This is a genomic window from Mesocryomonas fontinalis (assembly GCF_055730125.2).
In genome coordinates, this window is record NZ_JBUZWG020000009.1 from 201451 (window position 1) to 220951 (window position 19501).

The 19501-nt window shown below is 56.8% G+C and carries 16 protein-coding genes; 5 read left to right on the forward strand and 11 right to left on the reverse strand.

Annotated elements, in window-relative coordinates; all coding sequences use genetic code 11:
* Positions 1-55: 55 nt before the first annotated feature.
* From ACZL02_RS20715 to ACZL02_RS20725, 3 genes are read left to right on the forward strand one after another with little or no spacing between them, the layout of a single operon-like run.
* Positions 56-844: a Crp/Fnr family transcriptional regulator gene (locus ACZL02_RS20715; protein WP_472940773.1), complete on the forward strand. Its 789-nt coding sequence runs from the start codon at positions 56-58 to the stop codon at positions 842-844.
* 60 nt (positions 845-904) lie between these two features.
* Positions 905-1291, forward strand: a complete 387-nt coding sequence (locus tag ACZL02_RS20720) for a response regulator (protein ID WP_472940774.1) — start codon at positions 905-907, stop codon at positions 1289-1291.
* A 42-nt stretch (positions 1292-1333) separates the two neighbouring features.
* Positions 1334-1774 carry a response regulator gene (locus ACZL02_RS20725; protein WP_472940775.1) on the forward strand — a complete coding sequence of 147 codons (441 nt, stop codon included), beginning with the start codon at positions 1334-1336 and terminating at the stop codon, positions 1772-1774.
* Between the two features lie 601 nt (positions 1775-2375).
* Here the strand turns inward: ACZL02_RS20725 and ACZL02_RS20730 are convergent.
* The 3 genes from ACZL02_RS20730 to ACZL02_RS20740 form a co-directional block, all read right to left on the reverse strand.
* Positions 2376-3518 (reverse strand): alpha/beta hydrolase fold domain-containing protein, encoded by a 1143-nt coding sequence (locus ACZL02_RS20730; RefSeq protein ID WP_496258570.1) that lies wholly within the window; start codon positions 3516-3518, stop codon positions 2376-2378.
* A gap of 38 nt (positions 3519-3556) precedes the next feature.
* Positions 3557-4111 carry a DUF4142 domain-containing protein gene (locus ACZL02_RS20735; RefSeq protein ID WP_472940777.1) on the reverse strand — a complete coding sequence of 185 codons (555 nt, stop codon included), beginning with the start codon at positions 4109-4111 and terminating at the stop codon, positions 3557-3559.
* Positions 4112-4839: 728 nt separating this feature from the next.
* Positions 4840-5619 (reverse strand): hypothetical protein, encoded by a 780-nt coding sequence (locus ACZL02_RS20740; RefSeq protein WP_472940778.1) that lies wholly within the window; start codon positions 5617-5619, stop codon positions 4840-4842.
* A gap of 145 nt (positions 5620-5764) precedes the next feature.
* On the opposite strand from ACZL02_RS20740, the gene ACZL02_RS20745 reads away from it, so the two are divergent.
* On the forward strand, positions 5765-6055 hold the full coding sequence (locus ACZL02_RS20745) for a helix-turn-helix domain-containing protein (RefSeq protein WP_472940779.1): 291 nt from the start codon (positions 5765-5767) through the stop codon (positions 6053-6055).
* A gap of 60 nt (positions 6056-6115) precedes the next feature.
* On the opposite strand, the gene ACZL02_RS20750 is transcribed toward ACZL02_RS20745, so the two are convergent.
* From ACZL02_RS20750 to ACZL02_RS20780, 7 genes are all read right to left on the reverse strand, one after another.
* Positions 6116-6430 (reverse strand): DUF3768 domain-containing protein, encoded by a 315-nt coding sequence (locus ACZL02_RS20750; protein ID WP_472940780.1) that lies wholly within the window; start codon positions 6428-6430, stop codon positions 6116-6118.
* A gap of 35 nt (positions 6431-6465) precedes the next feature.
* The gene (locus ACZL02_RS20755; protein WP_472940781.1) at positions 6466-7050 is read right to left on the reverse strand and encodes a tudor domain-containing protein; all 585 of its coding nucleotides are present in this window, start codon (positions 7048-7050) and stop codon (positions 6466-6468) included.
* 375 nt (positions 7051-7425) lie between these two features.
* Positions 7426-7926, reverse strand: coding sequence for a Ros/MucR family transcriptional regulator (locus ACZL02_RS20760; protein ID WP_472940782.1), 501 nt, complete (start codon positions 7924-7926; stop codon positions 7426-7428).
* A 175-nt stretch (positions 7927-8101) separates the two neighbouring features.
* A complete protein-coding gene (locus tag ACZL02_RS20765; protein WP_472940784.1) occupies positions 8102-8719 on the reverse strand; it encodes a hypothetical protein in 618 nt (205 codons plus the stop codon).
* Positions 8720-8994: 275 nt separating this feature from the next.
* Positions 8995-9738 (reverse strand): hypothetical protein, encoded by a 744-nt coding sequence (locus ACZL02_RS20770; protein WP_472940785.1) that lies wholly within the window; start codon positions 9736-9738, stop codon positions 8995-8997.
* 347 nt (positions 9739-10085) lie between these two features.
* Positions 10086-11090, reverse strand: a complete 1005-nt coding sequence (locus ACZL02_RS20775) for a hypothetical protein (protein WP_472940786.1) — start codon at positions 11088-11090, stop codon at positions 10086-10088.
* Positions 11090-12277 carry a tyrosine-type recombinase/integrase gene (locus ACZL02_RS20780; protein WP_472940787.1) on the reverse strand — a complete coding sequence of 396 codons (1188 nt, stop codon included), beginning with the start codon at positions 12275-12277 and terminating at the stop codon, positions 11090-11092. The genes ACZL02_RS20775 and ACZL02_RS20780 overlap by 1 nt, the downstream gene beginning before the upstream one ends.
* A gap of 620 nt (positions 12278-12897) precedes the next feature.
* Between ACZL02_RS20780 and ACZL02_RS20785 the strand changes: the two genes are divergently transcribed.
* Entirely contained in the window at positions 12898-15099 is a 2202-nt protein-coding gene (locus ACZL02_RS20785) for a putative bifunctional diguanylate cyclase/phosphodiesterase (RefSeq protein WP_472940788.1), read from the forward strand.
* Between the two features lie 1598 nt (positions 15100-16697).
* Here the strand turns inward: ACZL02_RS20785 and ACZL02_RS20790 are convergent.
* Positions 16698-19184, reverse strand: a complete 2487-nt coding sequence (locus tag ACZL02_RS20790; RefSeq protein WP_472940789.1) for an EAL domain-containing protein — start codon at positions 19182-19184, stop codon at positions 16698-16700.
* Positions 19185-19501 lie beyond the last annotated feature (317 nt).

The window sequence follows — 19501 nt, forward strand, 5'->3', positions numbered from 1 at the left end:
ACATGGCCGCGAATGCGGGCATCTTGGGAAATCCTGAAGCTCGCCGGAAGACGACATGAATTTCCTGCTTCCCCGCCGCGCCGTCCGGAACAGACTCCTCGTAGCGATGGACGACAAGGATTTCGCCGATCTCGTTCCCCACCTGCGACTTCTTGAACTCCCGTTCGGTATGGACCTCGAGACGCCAGGGGAGCCGATCGATCGGGTGGTCTTCGTCGAAAGCGGGATCGCATCGAGGCTGATCACGGGACGGCATGGGGAGTTCGCCGAAAGCGGTCATGTCGGGTTCGAGGGACTGGTGGGACGGCCCGTCATCCTTGGAAGCGGGAAATCGACCAACCTCGTCCGGATGCAGGTTTCCGGCACCGGACTGGCGATCCGCGCCGGTATTCTCGTCGACGCGATGGAGACAAGCCACTCGCTGAAGCGTCTGTTTTTGAACTACGTACTCTTCGCGGAGCTGCAGGCCGAGCACACCCTTCTCGCCGCCACGAACTACAACATCATCCAGCGGCTTGCTCGGTGGCTCCTGATGTACCACGACCGTGTCGACGGCGAGGACTTCCCGGTGACGCACCGTCTCCTGGCCGAGATGATGAACGTCAGGCGCGCCGGCGTCACGGAGGCGATCCACGTGCTTGAAGGCAAGCGTGCGATCCGGTCAAGTCGGGGGAGCGTGCATGTAGAGGATAGGAAGCTCCTGGAGCGCCTTTCTGGCGGCAGCTACGGGATGCCGGAAGCTTTCTACGAAGATCTGTTTCCCGTCCCTGCGAAGGTGGATGACGTGAGCTTGTCGAGGGGACCTGACACCACCTATCCCGATTTGCCGCCTACGGGTCCGTAAGCGTACCCAACGAGTCCGTTTGGGTTGAAGGCGCGATTCAGCCGTGTTCTGCTACCTCCTATGGGTGAATTGCCCGAGGGAACAGGATCGGACGCAATCATTATGTACCGGCTGGCGACGACAGACCTTCGCGGTCGCGATGTCCTGATTGTCGAGGATGATCAGCAGACCGCCGAGACGATCTGGTCGTCGATAGACAGCAGCGACGGCAGAGTGGTGGGGGTCGTCCTGACCGTCGAGGAAGCGGCAGGGACTGTTGTGACGGTACCGGCGGATCTCGTCTTCATCGACACCCGATATGTGTCCGAACACGACGTACCGTTGTGGGAGATCTTCAGACCTCTCGGGGTCGAGGTCGCTTTCATGGCTTGCCACGACGACTGGTTCGATTGGTCAGACGGCGACGACGAGAGCCTGGCGCAGCGGGCGCCTTCGTATCGCAGGTAGAGATTACCTCAGAAGTAGATTCAGGCTGACGATAGGGTCAAAATGCCGTTGAACACCGAACATGAGATCGCCAGATGCAGGATCCTCCTCGTTGAGCGAGAGAGCGATTACGCGCAGATGATGCGAGAGAAGATCGAGTCCGAGGGCGCGGAATTGGTAGGATGCGTGAAGTCCGGCATCGATGCGGTTTCGTTTGTCCGTCACTCGAATGTGGACGCGGTCGTGTTGGATGTACAGACGTTGGCGATGATTCCATTCCGCTTCGATACCGTAATGTCGACGTTCGGCATCGACGTTATTACCGTCGCATCAATGGACGCCTGGTTCGATGTCGATGATGTCGACGTGAACGACGAGTCGGCCGTCGATCCTGACGTCGAAATGCCGACTATTCTGGTGCCGACGAAGGACCGTTCCCGAGTCCGACTGGCCCCTTACGCGCTGACGATCTCGGAACGGCGGCCCTGGTCCCTCGCGGATTAAGGGGCGGTTGGGGAAACAGGGCATGGTTCGCGACTCTGTCACCTCGCCACCGCCGCAATGCCCGCTTGAACGTAATACTTCTGCCTTAGCTCACTGCGACCCTGTCCGGCGGCGGCACTTATGCCGAGCCCCATTCCGCGTGTGCGTTGCGTCCTCATACTCGCTTGCTGGCGTCATCCCACGCCCATATCTCCGTGTTCGACGTACTGATCCAAGGCAATCGCGACGCTGGTCTCCTGCCAGCGTAACGGTTGCGGCTAGGTCGCGGCAAGTACAGTGCAACCTGGTTGGGACGCCTATGACCAGGGCGCGCCGTCAAAGGCTTCCGCTACCACTTACTTTGCAGAGGTATCGAATGTGAGCTCGCGGGAGTGTTCTTTGCGCGTTAGAACGGCCTTTATGGGTCGATGTTGGGTAGACCGCTTCCAGGTGTCCGATTGCCCTGTCGCCTACGGCCGAACGGCGTGGGATGCGGATTGTCTGTTTCGAATGTGCCGAAGGTGATAGTGGACTGTTACCGTTTGAACTCAAATTCTTCGAGGAGGAGCCGCGGCGGCTCGGGGGATTTAGGAGGCGCAGCCGCTAAGCCGCGCCCCTTGCTTTAGTTAGATGAATTGCCGGCAAACGCAGCCTTGAGGTCGGTGACCGCAAAGTCCTGCGCCCGCTTCGCATCATCCAGCACCGCGTCCATGCCAAAGAACTCGTGCGTGACGCCCTCGTTGTTCTGGTAGGTCGTCTTCACGCCCGCCGCTTCCAGCTTGTCGGCCAGCATCTTGCCGTCCGACATCAGCGGATCGATCTCCGCCGTGATCACCGTCGCCGGCGGCAGTCCCTTGAGATCGGCCATCGTGGTGAGATTTAGCATCGGGCTATTCGCGTCCTCCGGCTTGGCCAGCACCTTGTCGACGAACCATCCCATCGCGCCCTTCGAAAGGGGGATCGCATTCTGGTTAGCAATGTAGGACGGCGTGTTCATGTCGGTCCCGGCGACGGGGTAGACCAACACCATCTGGAGTGGAGCCTGGACCTTCTGATCACGCGCCATGATCGCGACGTTCGCGGCCAGATTGCCGCCGGCGCTCTCGCCGACGAGGGCCAGCTTCTTCGCATCGCCGCCAAACTCGCCAGCATGTTCGACAACCCACTTGTAAGCCGCGAACGAATCTTCGTGCGCAGCGGGGAATTTCGCCTCCGGGGCGTGTCGATACTCGACGCTGGCGACAATTGCCCCCGTCTTCTTGGCAAGGGCCATGGCCGAGGACTCATAGGTGTCGATGTTGGCGATCACCCAACCGCCACCGTGGTAGTAGACGATGACAGGCAGCGGGCCCGCGCCGGCGCCTTCAGGCGTGTAGATCCGGATCGGCTGCGTGCCGTCGGCGATCGGATAGGTCATGTCCTTCTTGGACACCTTCATCGCTGCCATCAGCGCGGCGGGATCCTTGCCCTGATCCTTCAAAACGGCTTTGACCGCGTCAGCGGGCGTCGGCTGGGCACGGGCTTCCTCGACGGTGCGGGAGTCGATCGGCTTGATGCCGAGCTCCTGCATCTTCTGAAGGACAAGCAGCATGTCCTCCTTGTCGGCCCGCTTCAGAGTGCCGCTGTCGGCACTTTCGGCAACGGACGGCTTGTCGGACATGGCGGCTTCGGCCGCCTTCTCTTGCGCCACGGCGCCCGTGGAGAACAGGGCTGCACCTGCCATGAGATGAAGTGCGAGCGTCGATCGTGTCATCAGCTTGGTCATAGGAATTCCGTTCGGAAACGAGAAAAACAGGGAGTCGATCAGGCCTTGAGTTCGCCAAGGATGCGCTTGGTGATCGCGACATGTTCTTTGAATACGGCGAGCATCAGCGCCGCGAGGTGACGGCCCTGCTTCAGTTCCGGATCGGTGCCGCCGGCGGTGTTGTGCAGGAAGGCATCGGCCAGATCGCGCAGCTCTTCGTGGTTCTTGAGCTGGAGCGCGATGTAGGCCTCGTCGAAAGCCTTGCCCTTTTCGGCGGTCTGCATCTGCTCGACGATCGCCATCTCGTCGGCGTCGAGTTTGTAAGGTGTTGCACCGAGATCCTTCAGGACCATGTTGACGGTAATCGCTTCGCCAAGCTCGAACCCGGCAAACTCCAACGCATCCTTCTGCGTCGCCTTTGCTGATGCGATCTGCGACGTTGCCAGCGACAGTTCAGCATGCGGGATGACGGCGTTGTAGAAGTCTGCGGCCAGTTTCACGTCTGTCGGGTTCATGGATTGCATGGCGGCAGAAGCTTGGGTCGCGGCCAGCGCCATCGGAGCTACTGCGGCAAGCGCAAGGCTCGACAAAATCGAGCGTCGATCTGTGATCATGGGGGAAGCTCCTGCGCAGACATCGGAGCGGCCCAAAGAAATTCGGGACATCGACATGTGTCTTGACGCAGGATTGTAAGCATCTGAAACCACACCTGTTCCAGCTCATGCCAAGCTTGTGAGCACATGGTCTCTTGGCTACGATGAACAGCCCCAGCACGCGAGCGATATCGCTCAGGTTAAATCTAAATACGCTTTCACGTAAGTAATCTTCAACCGGACGGACGAGGCTCCCCTGTCGTCGTGCGTTAGGTTCGCTAAACGGCACCGATGGCGCGGCGAGCTCATTTTTTCTTGCCGCAGCGGCAATGCGCGGCGAGGGTCAGCTTTACAGCCTTACGATCAAGGCCCGGGTCGTCTGCTTGGGGTCGTTAGCGGAATGGGAGCTGTCCGCGATGGTAAAGTACCAAAGCCAAAACAAAAAGGGTGAAATAGCCTTCAAGAACCATTTGGTTCGTGACCATCGCGATAGTGCTCTGACGGAAGTTCGCGGACGGGTTTGTGCCTTCATCACTTCGAATCCGACATCAGTTCGCTCATCTCAGGCTCGTAGCTGCGACTAACGCCCGAGGTCGGCGATAATGCCGTCAATGCTGATTTTGGCTGCTAGCGCCCCTGTATAGGTGCTCTTCGTGCTCAAGGTGTAGTAGCTAGCTGTCGAGCGTTTGGGCGCCGCGCGCGAAGGGAGCAACATGCGTCCGGGCAGCAATATGCTTCCTAAACTTATATTATTTTATCTCATAACCGTCCGCATTCCATTCCCACGTGACAGCGCCATTCGCAAAGGTAATGTTTCTCATTCCGTTTCGAAACGATTTGCCTAATGCGACTTCGTCTGTGTGAATAGACAGTATATTGTCTAGAGTTCCGTCACTGGTCTTGAGCAATATATCGAGTTGACAGCCCGCGCTTCCGCAAAAGAGCAGATTTTTGTGATATACGAAGAATGAGTCGTAATCAGATTTAGCAGTATCTTCCTTTAGTCTGGAATATGATACAAATACATCGTCCTGAGATTCAGCCTCATCCAATTTAATTAATGAGCGCGCTGAACGAGGCATTTCTCTTACCGGCATCCAAGACAAATTGCTGAAGTAATCGTCCTTTGACAAACCCATTATGCCCCCCTGAGGCGGCTGCGCTTCAGTGTTATTAATATTTGATCTTGTCGAATTCGAGCCACTATTTGCGGTTTCGTTTGGTATTTTACTTTCAAGCTCCATGAGGTTCTGCATTTGCATAATGCTCAGTCGCCGGGGTTGATAATTTGGACAGGGGATAAATCCAAGGCTGCTATCCCAATATTTACTAGCGTTATTGTCGCATGGTGCGGGAATGTGCCTAATTTCGGGCATGTCGCCGGTGCCAATTTTTGGGGCAATCTCGGCGTTGAAAAGCTTTTGAAACCCGCTGAGCTGTCGATTTTCATCGGCGGTCAAACCGCCGACCTGAGCGAAGACCTGCCCGCTGAGTGCCAAAGTGAAGGCGATGGCAAAGATCGTTCTCATTAATAGTCCTTCTGGACATTGGACAATTTGGATGCGGGTCAGTCGGCCGCTGTGGATGCGTCAATGCGAACTCGACCAGAGGGCGCAATAGGAGATTGTCAGTCCGTCGATTGTCAAGCGGTGAATACGCTTTGGTCGACTGCGTATGGAAACGCGCGCAATCATCGGCTGGAACCTTCGGAAGTTGCGGGTCGCCCGAGGCCTCTCCCAGGAGCGACTGGCGTTGGCGGCTAATATCGACCGGTCGTATGTTGGTCGGATGGAGCGGGGGCAGGAGAACGTTACCGTTGCTACGCTCGATGCGTTAGCTGCTGTTTTTGCGGTTCCGGTAGCGATGCTGTTCGAAGCGCCTTCGGCCGGCTCCGAGCGTCCGTTACCTTTAAAGTCCGGACGAAAGGCAAAACGTCCGAATGACCCCGAAAATACACTCGGGTAGTGCCGTCGAGATCCCGAAAGTAGGCGCACTGGCGAGATTTGGCGTCTGGTACAAACCACCTCAATGCTCATCTGCCCGCATTATGGTCAGCACTCGGTAGGTGACGGCTACGCTAGCGGGGGCAGGAGAAGCGAACCGCAAGCTCTTGTCGAAGCAGTCGATCTTCCAAAAATACAGCACATCGTCGTGCACCAGAAGGCCGAAGTCGTGCTCGCCGTGCGGGTCGTCAGACGCTTCGAAAATCTTGGCCGACTGAACTTGCTCGATAACAGCCGCACGGTCGGCCTCAATGAGTTGCTCTACCCCTGCGGTCAGCATTACGCGCCCGCCGTTGAAAGTTTGCCTGAAGGCATCGTTGAGGGCGGCAATCGCCATTGCCGCCTCCTGGTGATCGTTAGCGCGAGTGAACATCAGGCCGATCCAAAATCGGGGTGCAGCAGCCCAATATGCTTTCGCGGTCGGATGAAGTGTGGCTCGTCAGGGTAGTCGCGCCACCTCAGCGTGAAGAGGTTTTCGCTCGCGATCTTCTGGACCACCGCTTCCCACCATCCCTCGTCATCGTTCGACCACGCCAGCACAAGGCTGCCAACTTTGATCTTTAGCCAGTCCGGCGCAACGCCGGCCGGCGGCAGCGGCTCGTCGGCCGCACCGCTGCCGCCGCTTTCAGAAGCCTCCACCCTTTGCTGAAGGGGTTTTTTCTCGGATGCCGACAGGTAGCCGGCCAGTTTGTCGTAGGTGTCCATTTTGACGAACGGCACAAACGCCTTACCGCTCGCGAAGATCCGTCCATGAGGCAGGCGGGTGGCCAACTCGCGTAGTGGGTCGTTGATCACGGGCAGGGCGGCCATGCCCATCAGCGCGGCCGCTTTGCGGGCTACCTTCGCTTCCTCATCATCAAACCATGAGGCATGAGCCTTGCCCCCGTCATCTCGACCTAGGACAATTAGGGCGGGCACTGGGGCGGCTGCTGAGGGCGATGAAGACATTTGACTCATGCGATACCCTCCTAAAACGACGAAGGGGCCCAGAAGGCCCCTTTGCGGATATCGAGTGAGGTGTTGGGTGCGGTTTGAGGGCAGTCGGCCTGCGAAGCCAATGCCGATGATTTACCTGACCGGTGCATGTTGATCGAACCTCTTGATAAGCGGGTTGGCAACTCAGTATACAGCTCTAGGTTGCAAATGTCAAGTACACCAGTTTTAGAGCCGTTTTGCGAGTTGATGGATAATCAGTCGCGCTCTCGACAGCCGATGCAACGCTCCCCGCGTTACGAACGACCCGGCTTCTGGGGTAAACCAACGGCCAAACAATGCAGAAAAGCCGCTGGCGGAAACGCCAGCGGCTTTGAGAACTCTATTGGGTCGATTGAATCAGCTGGCTTCTGCTTGCGTGTTGGCAGCCTTGCGCCCCCTGCTGGGCTTTGCAGCCCTGGGTGCTTCCTCCTGCTCTACGACCGGCTCCGACTTCTTCCGACCGAGCCCAAGGCTGAGGGCCAGCTCGGAACGTTTGGCAGCGTAGGCAGATGCGACCATTGGGTAATCGGATGGCAGGCCCCATTTCCGACGGTAGTCGTCGGGGGTCATGTCGAACTTCGTTGCCAAATGGCGTTTCATCGACTTGAAGTGCTTCCCGTCCTCCAAACAGATGAGGTAGTCCGGCGTAATCGACTTCTTAATCGATACGGCCGGAACGAGAGCCACCGACTCCTGCGCAGCATCCTGCGTAGTGCCTAGTGAGCCAAGCGAGCTGTGGATGCTGGAGATGAGCGAGGCAATCTCGGCAGGCGCCACACGGTTATTGGAGACATACGCCGATGCAATTTCTGCGGTCAGTTCGACCAGTCCCACGTTTTCTAGATTCTCGTAGTCCAACGGTTTTTCCTATTTTAGTGCTCATGTCGGGCGTGTGTCCCGCAAATAACATTTTGTATGATTTTTTCAAGAAAACCTACCTCGCAGTTGGTAGAGGTTCCTGAACTGTTCCTAGCGCTCACTCTAAAAAAAGGGGTCGACCAGTCATTCTTGTCGACCCCTCCCTAATCTGAAGCTATGCCGGACCATAGCCTCTGCGAGTTTCTTGTTCATATCGCCGTTCCAGTTTGGTTGTTTTCGTATTTTCACTCCGTGCCTTCGGCAGGACCAAAATATCATCCGTATCGAAATACTGGCGCCTGACGCTCTTCATGCCGTAGCCGGCAACGTAGCCGGCATCGGTTTTGATCGGCTCGGCGTGCAGGCGGGCGAGTGGCAGTCCTCGCCTTGCGAGCAGAGCCTGCCTTGCATTGATTTCGTTGGTTAGAGTTCCGTCTATCCCTAGGCGGGATACTGGAAATGTCACAGCGACCGCATGCCAGTGCAGCCCTTCGTTGACCGTGGCATCTCGGGTTGAGATTTTGTGGCGCTTGAAGATAGGCCGGTCGGGCGCGGCAAGCCACAACGGCCAGAAGGTGTAAGGATTAAACCTTGCGGGGTGCTTGATAAGACGGGTTAGCAGCGTGTTGTAGCACCGCTCGATCTCTTTTTGCATGAGCAACTTCTGACGGGCCTCACCGCCGCCAATCGGATTGAACATGAACGTCAGCAGAGTGGCGTCGTAGCCGAGGTCTACTCGGTCTTGGACCATCTGATTGTATGCGTCGATGATATCGCTGGTCGATACGCTCATTGGGATCTCCGTGTGTTCGGTTTGATTTGGTTCAGTTGGTAAGGGGGTATGACTGGCTGCGAAGCGTTCAGCTGTCTTCGAGGCGTGAGTCGTCATATGCAGGGGCCTATTCGACCTCTACATGTTCTCGCTGATTGCGAGCCGCAGTTAGGGAACATCCCGTTGACCGCGAGGGCTATGCCAGTAATTGGCTTGCACACAGTCATTTACGTGACGCGAAAACAGGAAGGCGCTGGTCTACCCTGCGCCTTCCTGCCGCCAATACGGCGATCTTTTTACTTTTTGCCCTTCGAGAAATCTTGGGCTACTGGGTACCAATCGAGGATCGTGATCTTGTACGCGGGAGGCAGGCCCGCCACTGTTGCTTTAAGATAGATTTTCTCGTTGATTGGCATTTTAAGCAACTTGGATTTGTTCAGCAGTACGACGGACGCCTTAGTCGATGACTGCGTTCTGGAGCCTTCGGTGGTTTTGTGGAGTTGCTCTGCTTCCTTGTTCTTATCGGTCCCTTCACCGTCAGGCCCGTCTTGCTGTTCAGGAGTACTGATATTTTCTAGAGGGAGTTTGCTCGTCGGATCAAAGGCTTTCGTGGATGTCTTCGTTGCCTTGAGGGCTCCTGCCTCCGCCTTGGCGTCTGCCAGCTTTTTGACACCATGGGACTCGAGATTTGCAGCAATCTCGTCCACCTCCACGCCACCGTCTAGAAGATACTGAACCGCACGGTAGTACATGCTGGCTCTTTGCTGCCAGACGCGCCCTTTAGGCATGGCACGCCTGATGGCAAAACGGATCGCTGCCGTTTTCGACTTCCTGTTCCTCCGGGGGCGGCTCCGCTGGTCATCCCAGTACGGATCGGAAATAAATTGGATCCACCGATGCATGGTACGAGAAGCGTAAATCCCAAGTTCTGCGGCTTCTTGAGCTGCTAGATGCTTCTGCTTCCGGCTATCGACCTGCAAGGCGGTGAGGTTGGCGCGGATGCGATCCAGCTGATCGCCGATTGTCGGATCGTCCGACATTCAAGCCACCTCTTTGGAGAGCGTTGCGATAAGGGAGTGAATGTCTTCCGCTCGATACGCGCTGATGCGCTCCGAAAGCATGATTGGGCTGGGCGCCTTCCCTTGCCGCCGCCAAGCAAACCAAGTGCTGCGGCTAACGGGAATGGGGCCTAGCGGAGCTAGGATTCGAGAAAGACGGACCAACCCGTCCTGGGGAAAAGGTGCGGGTGTGCAATTGAGTTTCATTTGGGTGCTCCTGTTGTGTACAGGAGTACATTTAAAGATCTTGATTTAACCCCGATATTTGCAGTTCCAAATCTCACTATGCGGTCAGCGCCTGCACGGTGCAAAACGACACTGCACTTGACTTAGCTCGTTTCTGAGCTGAGGCGCTTTTTCGAGCCCCCAAGCGCTGACAGACGGAAGATTTGTTCAACTGCGAGTCGCACGTCAGCCGAAAGTTCCGGCGCCGGCATCTCCTGCATCGGCAACACCGGAATCCTCGACTTCAAGTGGTCATATATTGATGTGTCGGCGGTAACACGAAAGAGTCTATCCATTATATGGTTGGCCTTGCCTAAAATTACATTGATTTCAAAGTCTAATCCTGAATAATAATGCTCAAAATCGCCGTACGTCAATGCGCTAATTAAGTTCATATCTGAATTGTTGTATTTAATGGTGGATGCGGCGTACAAAAGTGGTAAAGCGTCCTTGTACTCTATCCAGTATTTTAAAATCTGACGTTTTTGCAAAACTGGGTTTTTGCCATCTATTCTTGGGTTAGCAAGCAAAAATGCTTCGACCGCATTCTGTATTCCCGGTCGCAGGGACCTTTTGCTTGGTGTGGCTACGGCCACGTAATCCATAATTCTTATGAGCTCCAGCATGGTCTCAATAGCTCTTTTTCTATTTTGGAACGCACTACTAATGTATTTCCCATCTTTGCTACCAATAAAGGCAGATATTCCCCCACAAGGGTAATATATTTCTTCGAGGAAATTGAATCCCATCCCGGTGTATCTGAGTACAACGTCGGTAATCGCGCCGACTTCACGGTATTGCGTGCGAAAGCTGTGTTCTAGTGCCTCGATTTCCTTCATTCCGGCAACTATCATCGCGTCGCGGCGCATCTTATGATCTGAGGGAACGATAATCTCGCTAAAAAGACCTGCAGCGACCATTTGTTTATGAGCAAAGAAGGATTGCCGTTTATCTGCGAGTATATCTAGATTATAGGCGAAATCATATCTCTTCCACGTCTTGTGGAAGAAAGAGCCGGCATTCACCGGTAACTCCGGATCCTCGGCTGCTTTCTGTGTTTTATAAAAATTTAGCCAAGCTTTGCTGGCCATTTTATTGCCGTTCCCCATCAGCTATTCGCCGTATCATTGCTGACATAAGCTGACCAAGCGCCCATCATTTCCCGCCGCTTTTCGAGCATGTCGCCTCTCCGGTATGCCGCCTCGACCTTGTTTTCAATCGTGTGGGCCAGTGCCATTTCCGCGATTTCATGAGGGAAGCTGGTGGCCTCAGCTGCCCAGTCACGGAACGACGACCGGAAACCATGGGCAGTGATGGGTACCTCCATACGACGCAGAGTCATCTGGAAGACCATGTTAGACAGCGGTTTTTCGCTGGTTCTTCCAGGGAAAAGGTAGCGGCTACCCATTGCCAGTGGCTTCGCCAGCTCCAGAATCTGCGTGCACCGGGCACTGAGGGGCACTCGGTGAATGCGGCCTGCCTTCATTCGGGCCGCTGGTACCGTCCAAAGCGCATCTTTTTCACTAATCTCTGGCCATTCCGCATTCAAAATTTCGCTCGTTCGGCCGGCCGTAAGGATGAGAAATTCGAAAGCCAATCGAGCAAGAAGGCCGGTTTCGCCTGAACGCAACTGCTTCACGAAGGGAGGGACCTCAACAAACGGCAAGGCAGCATGATGCTTTGCACCCACAGTCTGCCTTGGAAGGCCGCGTCCTACGCCTTCTATCGGATTATCACCCGTTCGGTGTCCTGCTGCCTTTGCCCAATCAAAGACCGTTCCCAAGCGCTGTCGAACGCGGCGAGCAGTTTCAGGCTTCGTTAGCCAGATGGGGGCAAGAACCCTCAAAATGTGAGGGGTCTCGATCTTGTCCAGCGTCAAAGACCCAAGCTCGGGAACTGCATATTTTCGCAAGGTTGAAATCCACTGCGCCGCATGTTTGTCGTTCCGCCACGTGAATTTATGCTCAGCGTGCACCTGCTCAGCTGCCTCGAGAAACGTCGGGATAGTTTTTTTCGACTTTTGCTTTTCAGCGAGCGGGTCACCTCCCTCTCGCGCCAGCTTGCGGTAAGTCAGAGCTTTTTCCCGAGCTTCAGCAAGCGAGACTAAAGAAATACCGCCAAGCCCGATGTCTCGCCGTCGCCCTTGAACGACGGTGCGAAGCATCCAGCGCTTAGCTCCAGACTCGTCAACAACGAGATACAAGCCGTTGCCGTCTCCGTAACGCCCAGCTGCTTTAAGATTGCGCACCTGCAGCGCACTTAACGCTTTCTCTGTGTGTTTACCGCGGGCTTTCAAGTCACCTCCGGTCTGCATGTACCCCACATATTAGCCCACATCGTAGGCCGAATTATGTGGTATGTCGATAGACGCTGTCGCACTGGTATGATAAAGCTAACTTATTGATAGACTATAGGTTATTGCATGTCTGTGTCCTTCACTGCACCTTGATATGGCGGCCCCCTTCTCCGCCAAAATGATCAGCCACAACAATTAGTTAGATCGTCATATAGCTGCTCCGGCCGGAGTGGTGTCGGCTGGACATTATCTGACCGCGCTCGGTAGCCACAACCGCGGTGCAGTGGCTGTAGAAAAGCAGCCTCTCGATTTGTCGCGCCCCTATCGGGCGCTCAGCCGCCAAGGTCGTCGAGAAGCGAGCGCAAATAGCCCAAGTTCGTGTCCGTCAGACCGGCAGCAGGCCGAAGCCTTAGTCATGATGCAGAGGTTGAGCGTAGGCAGCCATGCTGCGAGGTTTTCTGCTTGGCGCTCCAGTCTGCCTGAAACAGCTGGCGGCGTTTTGGTGCCTTTGGAGCGGAGCGGCGTAGAGCCATCGTGCGCCGTTGGCATGACAACACGTAAGCCAATAAATTAAAGGTTGCAGGCTAACTCTTGATCGCCCGTCGTCTTGTGAGCCATCCATGAGTCAAGCCACCTATCCGCTTGCTGAGAACGAAGCAGACCGCCTTGCGGCATTGCGCGCCTACTTTGTTTTGGATACCGACCCCGAGAAGGAGTTCGACGACATTGCCGGGCTCGCGCGACGGCTGTTCGACGTGCCGATCGTCCTCGTCTCGCTGGTCGCCCAGGATCGACAATTTTTCAAGACAAGGATCGGCTTCGACGCCTGCGAGACGGCACGGGAGGGGTCGTTCTGCACCTATGCCATCCTCGACCGGGCGGTGATGGTCGTCCTCGATGCCGCTAAGGACCCGCGCTTCGCCGCGGCGCCGTTTCAATCAGCTGACGGTCCCGTGCGGTTCTATGCCGGGGCGCCGCTGGCAACCCCGGAAGGTTTGGTGATCGGCAGCTTCTGCCTGATGGACCTGGCGCCGCGTGCCGCATTCTCCGCGGAGGACCGGGAGACGCTGGCCTATCTCGGCCGCATGGTGATGGAGCGGCTCGAGGCGCGGCGCCTCGCCCGGGCGCAGCTGGATGTCAGGCGGCAGTTCAACGCGATCGCCGCGACCTCGTCCGACGCAATCATCTGTGCCGACGGGTCGAATTCCATCATTTCCTGGAACAGGGCAGCCGAGGGAATGTTCGGCTATGCCCCGGAGGAGGCCATCGGCCGGCAGCTGGACATCATCGTTCCCCCGGCGATGCGCGAGCGCCATGGCGAAGGCTTTCGACGCGCCGCAAGCGGGGGGGAGACAAAGCTGGTCGGGAAGCTGATCACCATCACCGCCTATCGCCGCAACGGCGAGGAATTTCCGATCGAGCTGTCGCTGTCGAAATGGACCGAGGCGGGGGAGCCGTTCTTCGGCGCCATCGTCCGCGACATCACCGATCGGCGTGACGAGGAGGCCAAGCTCCGGCATGCCGCCGAGTTCGACTACCTGACTAAGCTCGCCAACCGCACGGTGCTCGCCGACCGGATGAAGGCGGCCAGCCGCGAGGGCCTGCCGGCGACTGCCCTCATGGTCGATCTAGACGGCTTCAAGGACGTCAACGACAGTCTCGGGCATGCTGCCGGCGACGCGGTGTTGCAGGTCGTCGCCGAGCGGTTGACCCAAGAGGCTGGCGAAGCTTTTCTAGTCTCGCGTCTCGGCGGCGACGAGTTCGTCATTTTCACGACCGGTTCTGTGGACCCCATGGCAATTCACGCGATCGGCGAGCGGATGGTGAAGGCCATCGAAAAGCCGATCGAGATCGGCGAGCGCTCTGTCTACATCGGCGCCAGCGCTGGAATCGCCTTCGCCTCCGGATGCGGTTGGGACACCGGTCGGCTGCTCGACGAGACCGATATCGCGCTCTATCGCGCCAAGGCCGAAGGGCGGTCGATGATCCGGGTGTTCACGCCCGAGCTGCGACAGGCGGTGCAGTCGCGGACTTCGATCAGTTCCGGCATTCGCGAAGCCTGGGAGCGACAGGAATTCGAGCTCTTCTATCAGCCCCAGGTCCGTCTTCGGGACGGCGCGCTTTCGGGGGCCGAAGCGCTAATCCGCTGGAACCATCCCGAGCGCGGATTGATCGCGCCGACCGCCTTCCTCTCCGTGCTGGAGACGAGCCTCCTCGCCCGACCCGTTTCGGAATGGATACTGAACACCGCTTGCCGGCAGGCGGCCCTGTGGCGTGCCGCGGGAAATCCGGGGTTCAGGATCGGGGTGAATCTGTTCGCCGCGCAGTTCCGCTCGAAGGACCTACCGTCGATCGTCCAGAGGGCATTGGAGGATTTCGATCTGCCGCCGGAGGCCCTGGAACTCGAGATCACAGAAAACATCATCTTGCGTAACGAGGCGGGCATTGCATCCGATCTGAGCGAGCTGCTGGCCATGGGCGTTGGCATCGCCTTTGACGACTATGGAACCGGCTATGCCTCTCTGACCATGCTTAAGGATATTCCGGTCACCCGCCTGAAGATCGACCGCTCTTTCGTTAGCGGCGTCGACAGGAGCCGAAAGGATCAGACGATCGTCGAGGCCATTGCCAAGCTCGCCAACGGGTTCGACCTAAAGGTGATCGCAGAAGGAATCGAGACCGCGCCGCAAGCCGCGCTGATGCGGCAGTTCTGCGATGAGGGACAGGGATATCTGTTTGGTCGTCCCATGCCGGCTTCCCGCTTCGAAATCGCAGCGCTCTATCCGGAGGGTCTGGCAGAGGCTGCCAGCGTCGTCGGGTAGCGCTGACACAGCACACAGACCTCAGCTGGAATGGCCAGCTGCCGGCAGACGCCAAGCATGTCCACAGCTGCTATCGGGGCAGATCGTCCGCAACGACGGTCGCGGTAGATGGCGCCCAGATTAGAGGTTCTAACCGATATTTCCTGAGCCAGCTGCGGGCTTTGCGGTGCCGCTCTTCATGCGCTCTATTATGCTTAGAAGTGAAATCGCGTCCAGCGCTTCACGATGCTCAAGGCAGCTTAAGAGCCGTTTACAAATAGTAACCGGTAGCTCCGTCGACATGTCGAGGACTGACCAGCTTCCATCGTCAGCTTTTTTGATTGTGTAGGGACGCTCGGGCATGTGGAGTCTCCAGAGTGGCATTACTGCCTTCTAGGCATGCTTTCATTCACTTTTTAAAAGATATGCAGTTGAAAAAAGTTCCTCTCTGCTCGTGAGGGTCGCTTCGTAAGTCGCTGACTCAGTAGCGAATATTCTTAACCCGAGTGAGTTTGCGCGTCCGGCGATGTCAAAGTCCTAGACGTCGTCGCAGCCGACGAAGGGATTGATGCCTGATTGGGGAATAGAAGTTTCATCGGGTCCTGAACTCCGGCGAGGTGGGAGCGACGCTCACGCGCAGGCAGGCCGACTACAAGACCGCCCGGCCCCATTCCCCACTCGGCTGAAGCACAACAGCCGCATCCGCTGCCATCTGCCGCCCGTAACGGCGCCGGCACTAAGCCTCGCGCAAAGTCCCGCGCGAATGCCTGTCGCTCACTCGGCAAGCGAACTCAGCGGCCGCTGGTAGCTAACTGACGACTAACTAAATCTCGTGCACAACGTCACCTTCGTGGACGAAACGCCAACAGCGCGCCGGCCAAAAAAAAGCCCGCTGCGGCGAACCGGAGCGGGCTAGCTTATGCATTGGATCTGGGAGGAAACGATGCACTGCGAGATGACCATATTGCGCCGCAGCGAGAAATGCTGCTGAACGCATAGCTGCCATGCAAGGCGTGCTCGTGGGGCGTTGATGTCGAACGAGGCGACTGTGAATTGTCCGCCAGCTACGATTCCAGTGCTTCGGTAGCTACGTGTTCTGCTATACCAAGTTGCACCGGCTGTTGCCGCGACGTCGTTCTCGTCTTTGCTGTCTAGCTTCGCGGCTGGTCGGCGATCCAAGTGTCTGGGAGGAGCACTTGGTGATAGGCTTGCAGGGCAGTGTCGTGGCGCAGCCGGTAATTCCTTCAGGAAGCGATTATGGGTATTCTACAGTCAATTGACGGCGCTTTGCGTCGGCTTCGCCGTTCGACTAATTTATCAGCGGGCGAGAAATGTCTGGGGCCAAACGTGGTCAGCCTGTTGGCCACTAAGAAAGATCGCGCCTTGGCGGCCTAGGAGCAGCGTCGCGTTCAGATCGAAGCCGAGCGCGAGACGCGTTGGAATAGTCCAAACATATTAAGTGAAGGACCGCGGCAACTGGGAGTGCTTTTTGCTGATGCCAATGCTTAAAGTTACTCCAGCTTCATGATCGAAATTGGCGAAAACGTGCGGAGCTTCTTGCCCCACTGACTATCCCAAGCTTGTAGAGCAGCTCGCCTTTACTCCGCTTCACTCTGCAGTCATTCCAAGAGTGTGCATTGAAGCAGGTCTTCAAGCTGCTCCGGACGGTGAAGGAAGAAGCTCTGTCCAAAGCCGATGCCGCGAGCACGCAGGAGTTCGACGCCTGCTGTATTGCTGACGCGCTCTGCTACGACCTCGATCCCTAGTTCAGCTGCGATTGTTCCAATAGCAGCACAAATCGATTGATCGAGACTATTGTCGGCAACGTCCTGCACGAACGCTCCGTCAATCTTGATGCAGTCGATTGGGAAGCGGCGAAGGTAAGCAAACGAAGAAAGTCCTGCACCGAAATCATCAAGACTAATATGGCAGCCGGCCTGACGAGCTTCTCGGACAAACCGCTCTGCGTTTGAGAAGTTATTCACCGTCGCTGTTTCTGTAATCTCGAAACCGAGCTGGCGTGCTGACACGCCGGTAGATTTCAGTTGAGATGCGACAAAAGACCAAAGCTCGGGGTCGCTCAGCGACATGGCTGAAAGATTGATCGATAGTTGTAGCGGGCCGTCCGCTTCGCTAACGCCGGCTAGGGCTTTGAGGGATCGCTGGATGACTCGCTGGTCGAGCTGGCCCATCAAGTCGAACCGTTCAGCGGCTGGTATAAACTCGCTCGGCATGATCAGCGAACCGTCGTGTTTGGTTAGACGGGCTAGAACTTCAATCCGTCGAGACCGCCGCATGGGCGACGAAAGGTCTCGGATCTCCTGGCCATAAAGCACCAGCCGGTCTTCGCTAAGCGCCTTCAGCAGCTCGGAAGCGGCCCGCACCTCGGCGAAGCCGCTGCCATGCTGATCGCCACTCGGATCGTAGATGGAGACTTTGTTACGACCGCGCGATTTGGATGTGTAGCAAGCCGCATCTGCAAGAGAGAGAGTCGTCAGCGGTTCGGCGGGCGCATCCCTTAAGATAACTACTCCGATGCTGACACCCACTGTGTAGGAGTGTCCGGCCCAGCAAAGTTGCTGAGCACCGATGGCGTTCACGAGTGCACACCCTACGCGGTAGGCATCGTCCAAATTGCCGATCTCGAGAAGGACAGCGAATTCGTCGCCACCTAGCCTCGCGATAAATGCATCTTTCGGCAGGGCTGCCGTCATCGCTGTGGCCACGAGTTTCAACAGTGCATCGCCCCCAGCATGACCCACACTGTCATTGATGACTTTAAAGCGATCTAGGTCGAGGAAGAACAGCGCTTGAATGTCACGGCAATTAGGATCCTCGATGACCCGGGTGAGCGCTGCGTCGAATGCCGAGCGGTTCAAAAGATCTGTCAGTCCGTCGTGCTCGGCAAGATATTCCAATTCCCGCTGTCGGCCCCTTTCTTTTGTCGTGTCCTGCACGACAACCACCGTTCCGATGAGATCCCCCACAGCACTGAAGAATTGCGAGGCTGTGTCGCGGACAGAGCGTGGCTCGCCGTCCCGGCGGACAAAGATAGCCAATTGCTCATGGCTGTGTGGTTCGCTTTCGCCGGCAGGAATCGTGGGATTAACTGGATCGAGCCGTTCCCCGGTCCGCTCGTCTTGAAGTGGTAGGAGCTCTTGAACTTGCTGACCCAACAGCTCGGATTGCTCCAATAGCAGCAGTCTCTCGGCCGCTGGATTGGCGAATGTAATCACTCCACGCTCATCCGTAGCGAAAACAGCATCACCAATGGAGCGCAGGATCACACGAAGGCGCTCCTTCTCCGCAGCTAGTGCTTCTGAGCGATCGACCTGTTCAGTAACGTCCCAGATGCTGCCAACGACGAGAGGCGGCTGGTCCAGTGTCTTGACGAGGCGGGACATGGCGAAGACATGCCGCACGACACCGTCCGGTCGCACGATGCGATAGGTCATCCGGACGGGGGATCCGGTTTCTATAAGCGCTGCAGCGGCTGCCTCCGCTGCAGCGGCGTCATCAGGATGAAGGCTGCCATGCCACGTTTCCTTTGGGACCTCCTCCGGTCCGAAGCCAATGCCGTAGATCTCGCGCATCCGGGCATCCCAAAGGATACGGCCGGTATGTGTGTCAAAGCTCCACAAGCCAATTCCACTCGCATCAAGTGTGAGTTCAATTCGCTGGTTGAGCAATTGAAACCGGGCTGCGGCTTCCTTCTGCGCCGTGATGTCAGTCTGGACACCAACCATGCGCGTCGGCGACCCAAGGGCATCTCGCTCGATGACTTGGCCTCGATCGAGGACCCATACCCAGTGACCATCTCGATGGCGCAAGCGGAACTCGGACTCGAGTGCAACTGAGTGACCGCCCATGTGGTGCTCTCCGCTTGCGAGAGCATTCGCGCGATCGCTAGGATGAACGAACTCGAGCCAAAGATCCGGACGATTCAGAAGTTCGTGGTCCTTGTATCCGAGCATTCGTTTCCAGCTCGGTGAGTAGTAGCAGGTATTGTTGACGAGGTCGGCGTCCCATACCCCAAGTTGCGCGCAATCAACCGCCGCCGCAAACCGCAGATTATCAGCCGCAGCGTCTTCAACGATGCGGGTCAAATTCTAGTGCCAATAGGGACGTGCCTATGCGGCCAGGTGCTACAGCGTGCTTTAATACTGCAACAGCTAACGTCAATAATGATTACCATTTATCCGCCGAGGTCTTGACGCGCAATTCGCGAGCCACTCAGACTTTAACACAGGCAGCTAAAACCTTCTAAGATATTGATAGCAGAAGCGGCTCATCGCTATCAATTCTAATTCTTGGCACCCCGGTGCCGGCGTCCTACGCACTCTCTCAGTGACTCACTGGAGATTGCAATGGCAACGATCCGAAAGCTCAGAGGCAGATGGCAAGCGCAGGTGCGTCGTCGTGA

Excerpts from the sequence above, each read along its gene's own strand:
- ACZL02_RS20740 (WP_472940778.1), bottom strand. The coding sequence starts at position 5,619 with ATGAGAACGATCTTTGCCATCGCCTTCACTTTGGCACTCAGCGGGCAG.
- ACZL02_RS20715 (WP_472940773.1), top strand. The coding sequence starts at position 56 with ATGAATTTCCTGCTTCCCCGCCGCGCCGTCCGGAACAGACTCCTCGTA.
- ACZL02_RS20750 (WP_472940780.1), bottom strand. The coding sequence starts at position 6,430 with ATGGCGATTGCCGCCCTCAACGATGCCTTCAGGCAAACTTTCAACGGC.
- ACZL02_RS20775 (WP_472940786.1), bottom strand. The coding sequence starts at position 11,090 with ATGGGGAACGGCAATAAAATGGCCAGCAAAGCTTGGCTAAATTTTTAT.
- ACZL02_RS20745 (WP_472940779.1), top strand. The coding sequence starts at position 5,765 with ATGGAAACGCGCGCAATCATCGGCTGGAACCTTCGGAAGTTGCGGGTC.
- ACZL02_RS20785 (WP_472940788.1), top strand. The coding sequence starts at position 12,898 with ATGAGTCAAGCCACCTATCCGCTTGCTGAGAACGAAGCAGACCGCCTT.
- ACZL02_RS20725 (WP_472940775.1), top strand. The coding sequence starts at position 1,334 with ATGCCGTTGAACACCGAACATGAGATCGCCAGATGCAGGATCCTCCTC.
- ACZL02_RS20730 (WP_496258570.1), bottom strand. The coding sequence starts at position 3,518 with ATGACCAAGCTGATGACACGATCGACGCTCGCACTTCATCTCATGGCA.
- ACZL02_RS20770 (WP_472940785.1), bottom strand. The coding sequence starts at position 9,738 with ATGTCGGACGATCCGACAATCGGCGATCAGCTGGATCGCATCCGCGCC.
- ACZL02_RS20720 (WP_472940774.1), top strand. The coding sequence starts at position 905 with ATGGGTGAATTGCCCGAGGGAACAGGATCGGACGCAATCATTATGTAC.
- ACZL02_RS20755 (WP_472940781.1), bottom strand. The coding sequence starts at position 7,050 with ATGAGTCAAATGTCTTCATCGCCCTCAGCAGCCGCCCCAGTGCCCGCC.
- ACZL02_RS20765 (WP_472940784.1), bottom strand. The coding sequence starts at position 8,719 with ATGAGCGTATCGACCAGCGATATCATCGACGCATACAATCAGATGGTC.
- ACZL02_RS20735 (WP_472940777.1), bottom strand. The coding sequence starts at position 4,111 with ATGATCACAGATCGACGCTCGATTTTGTCGAGCCTTGCGCTTGCCGCA.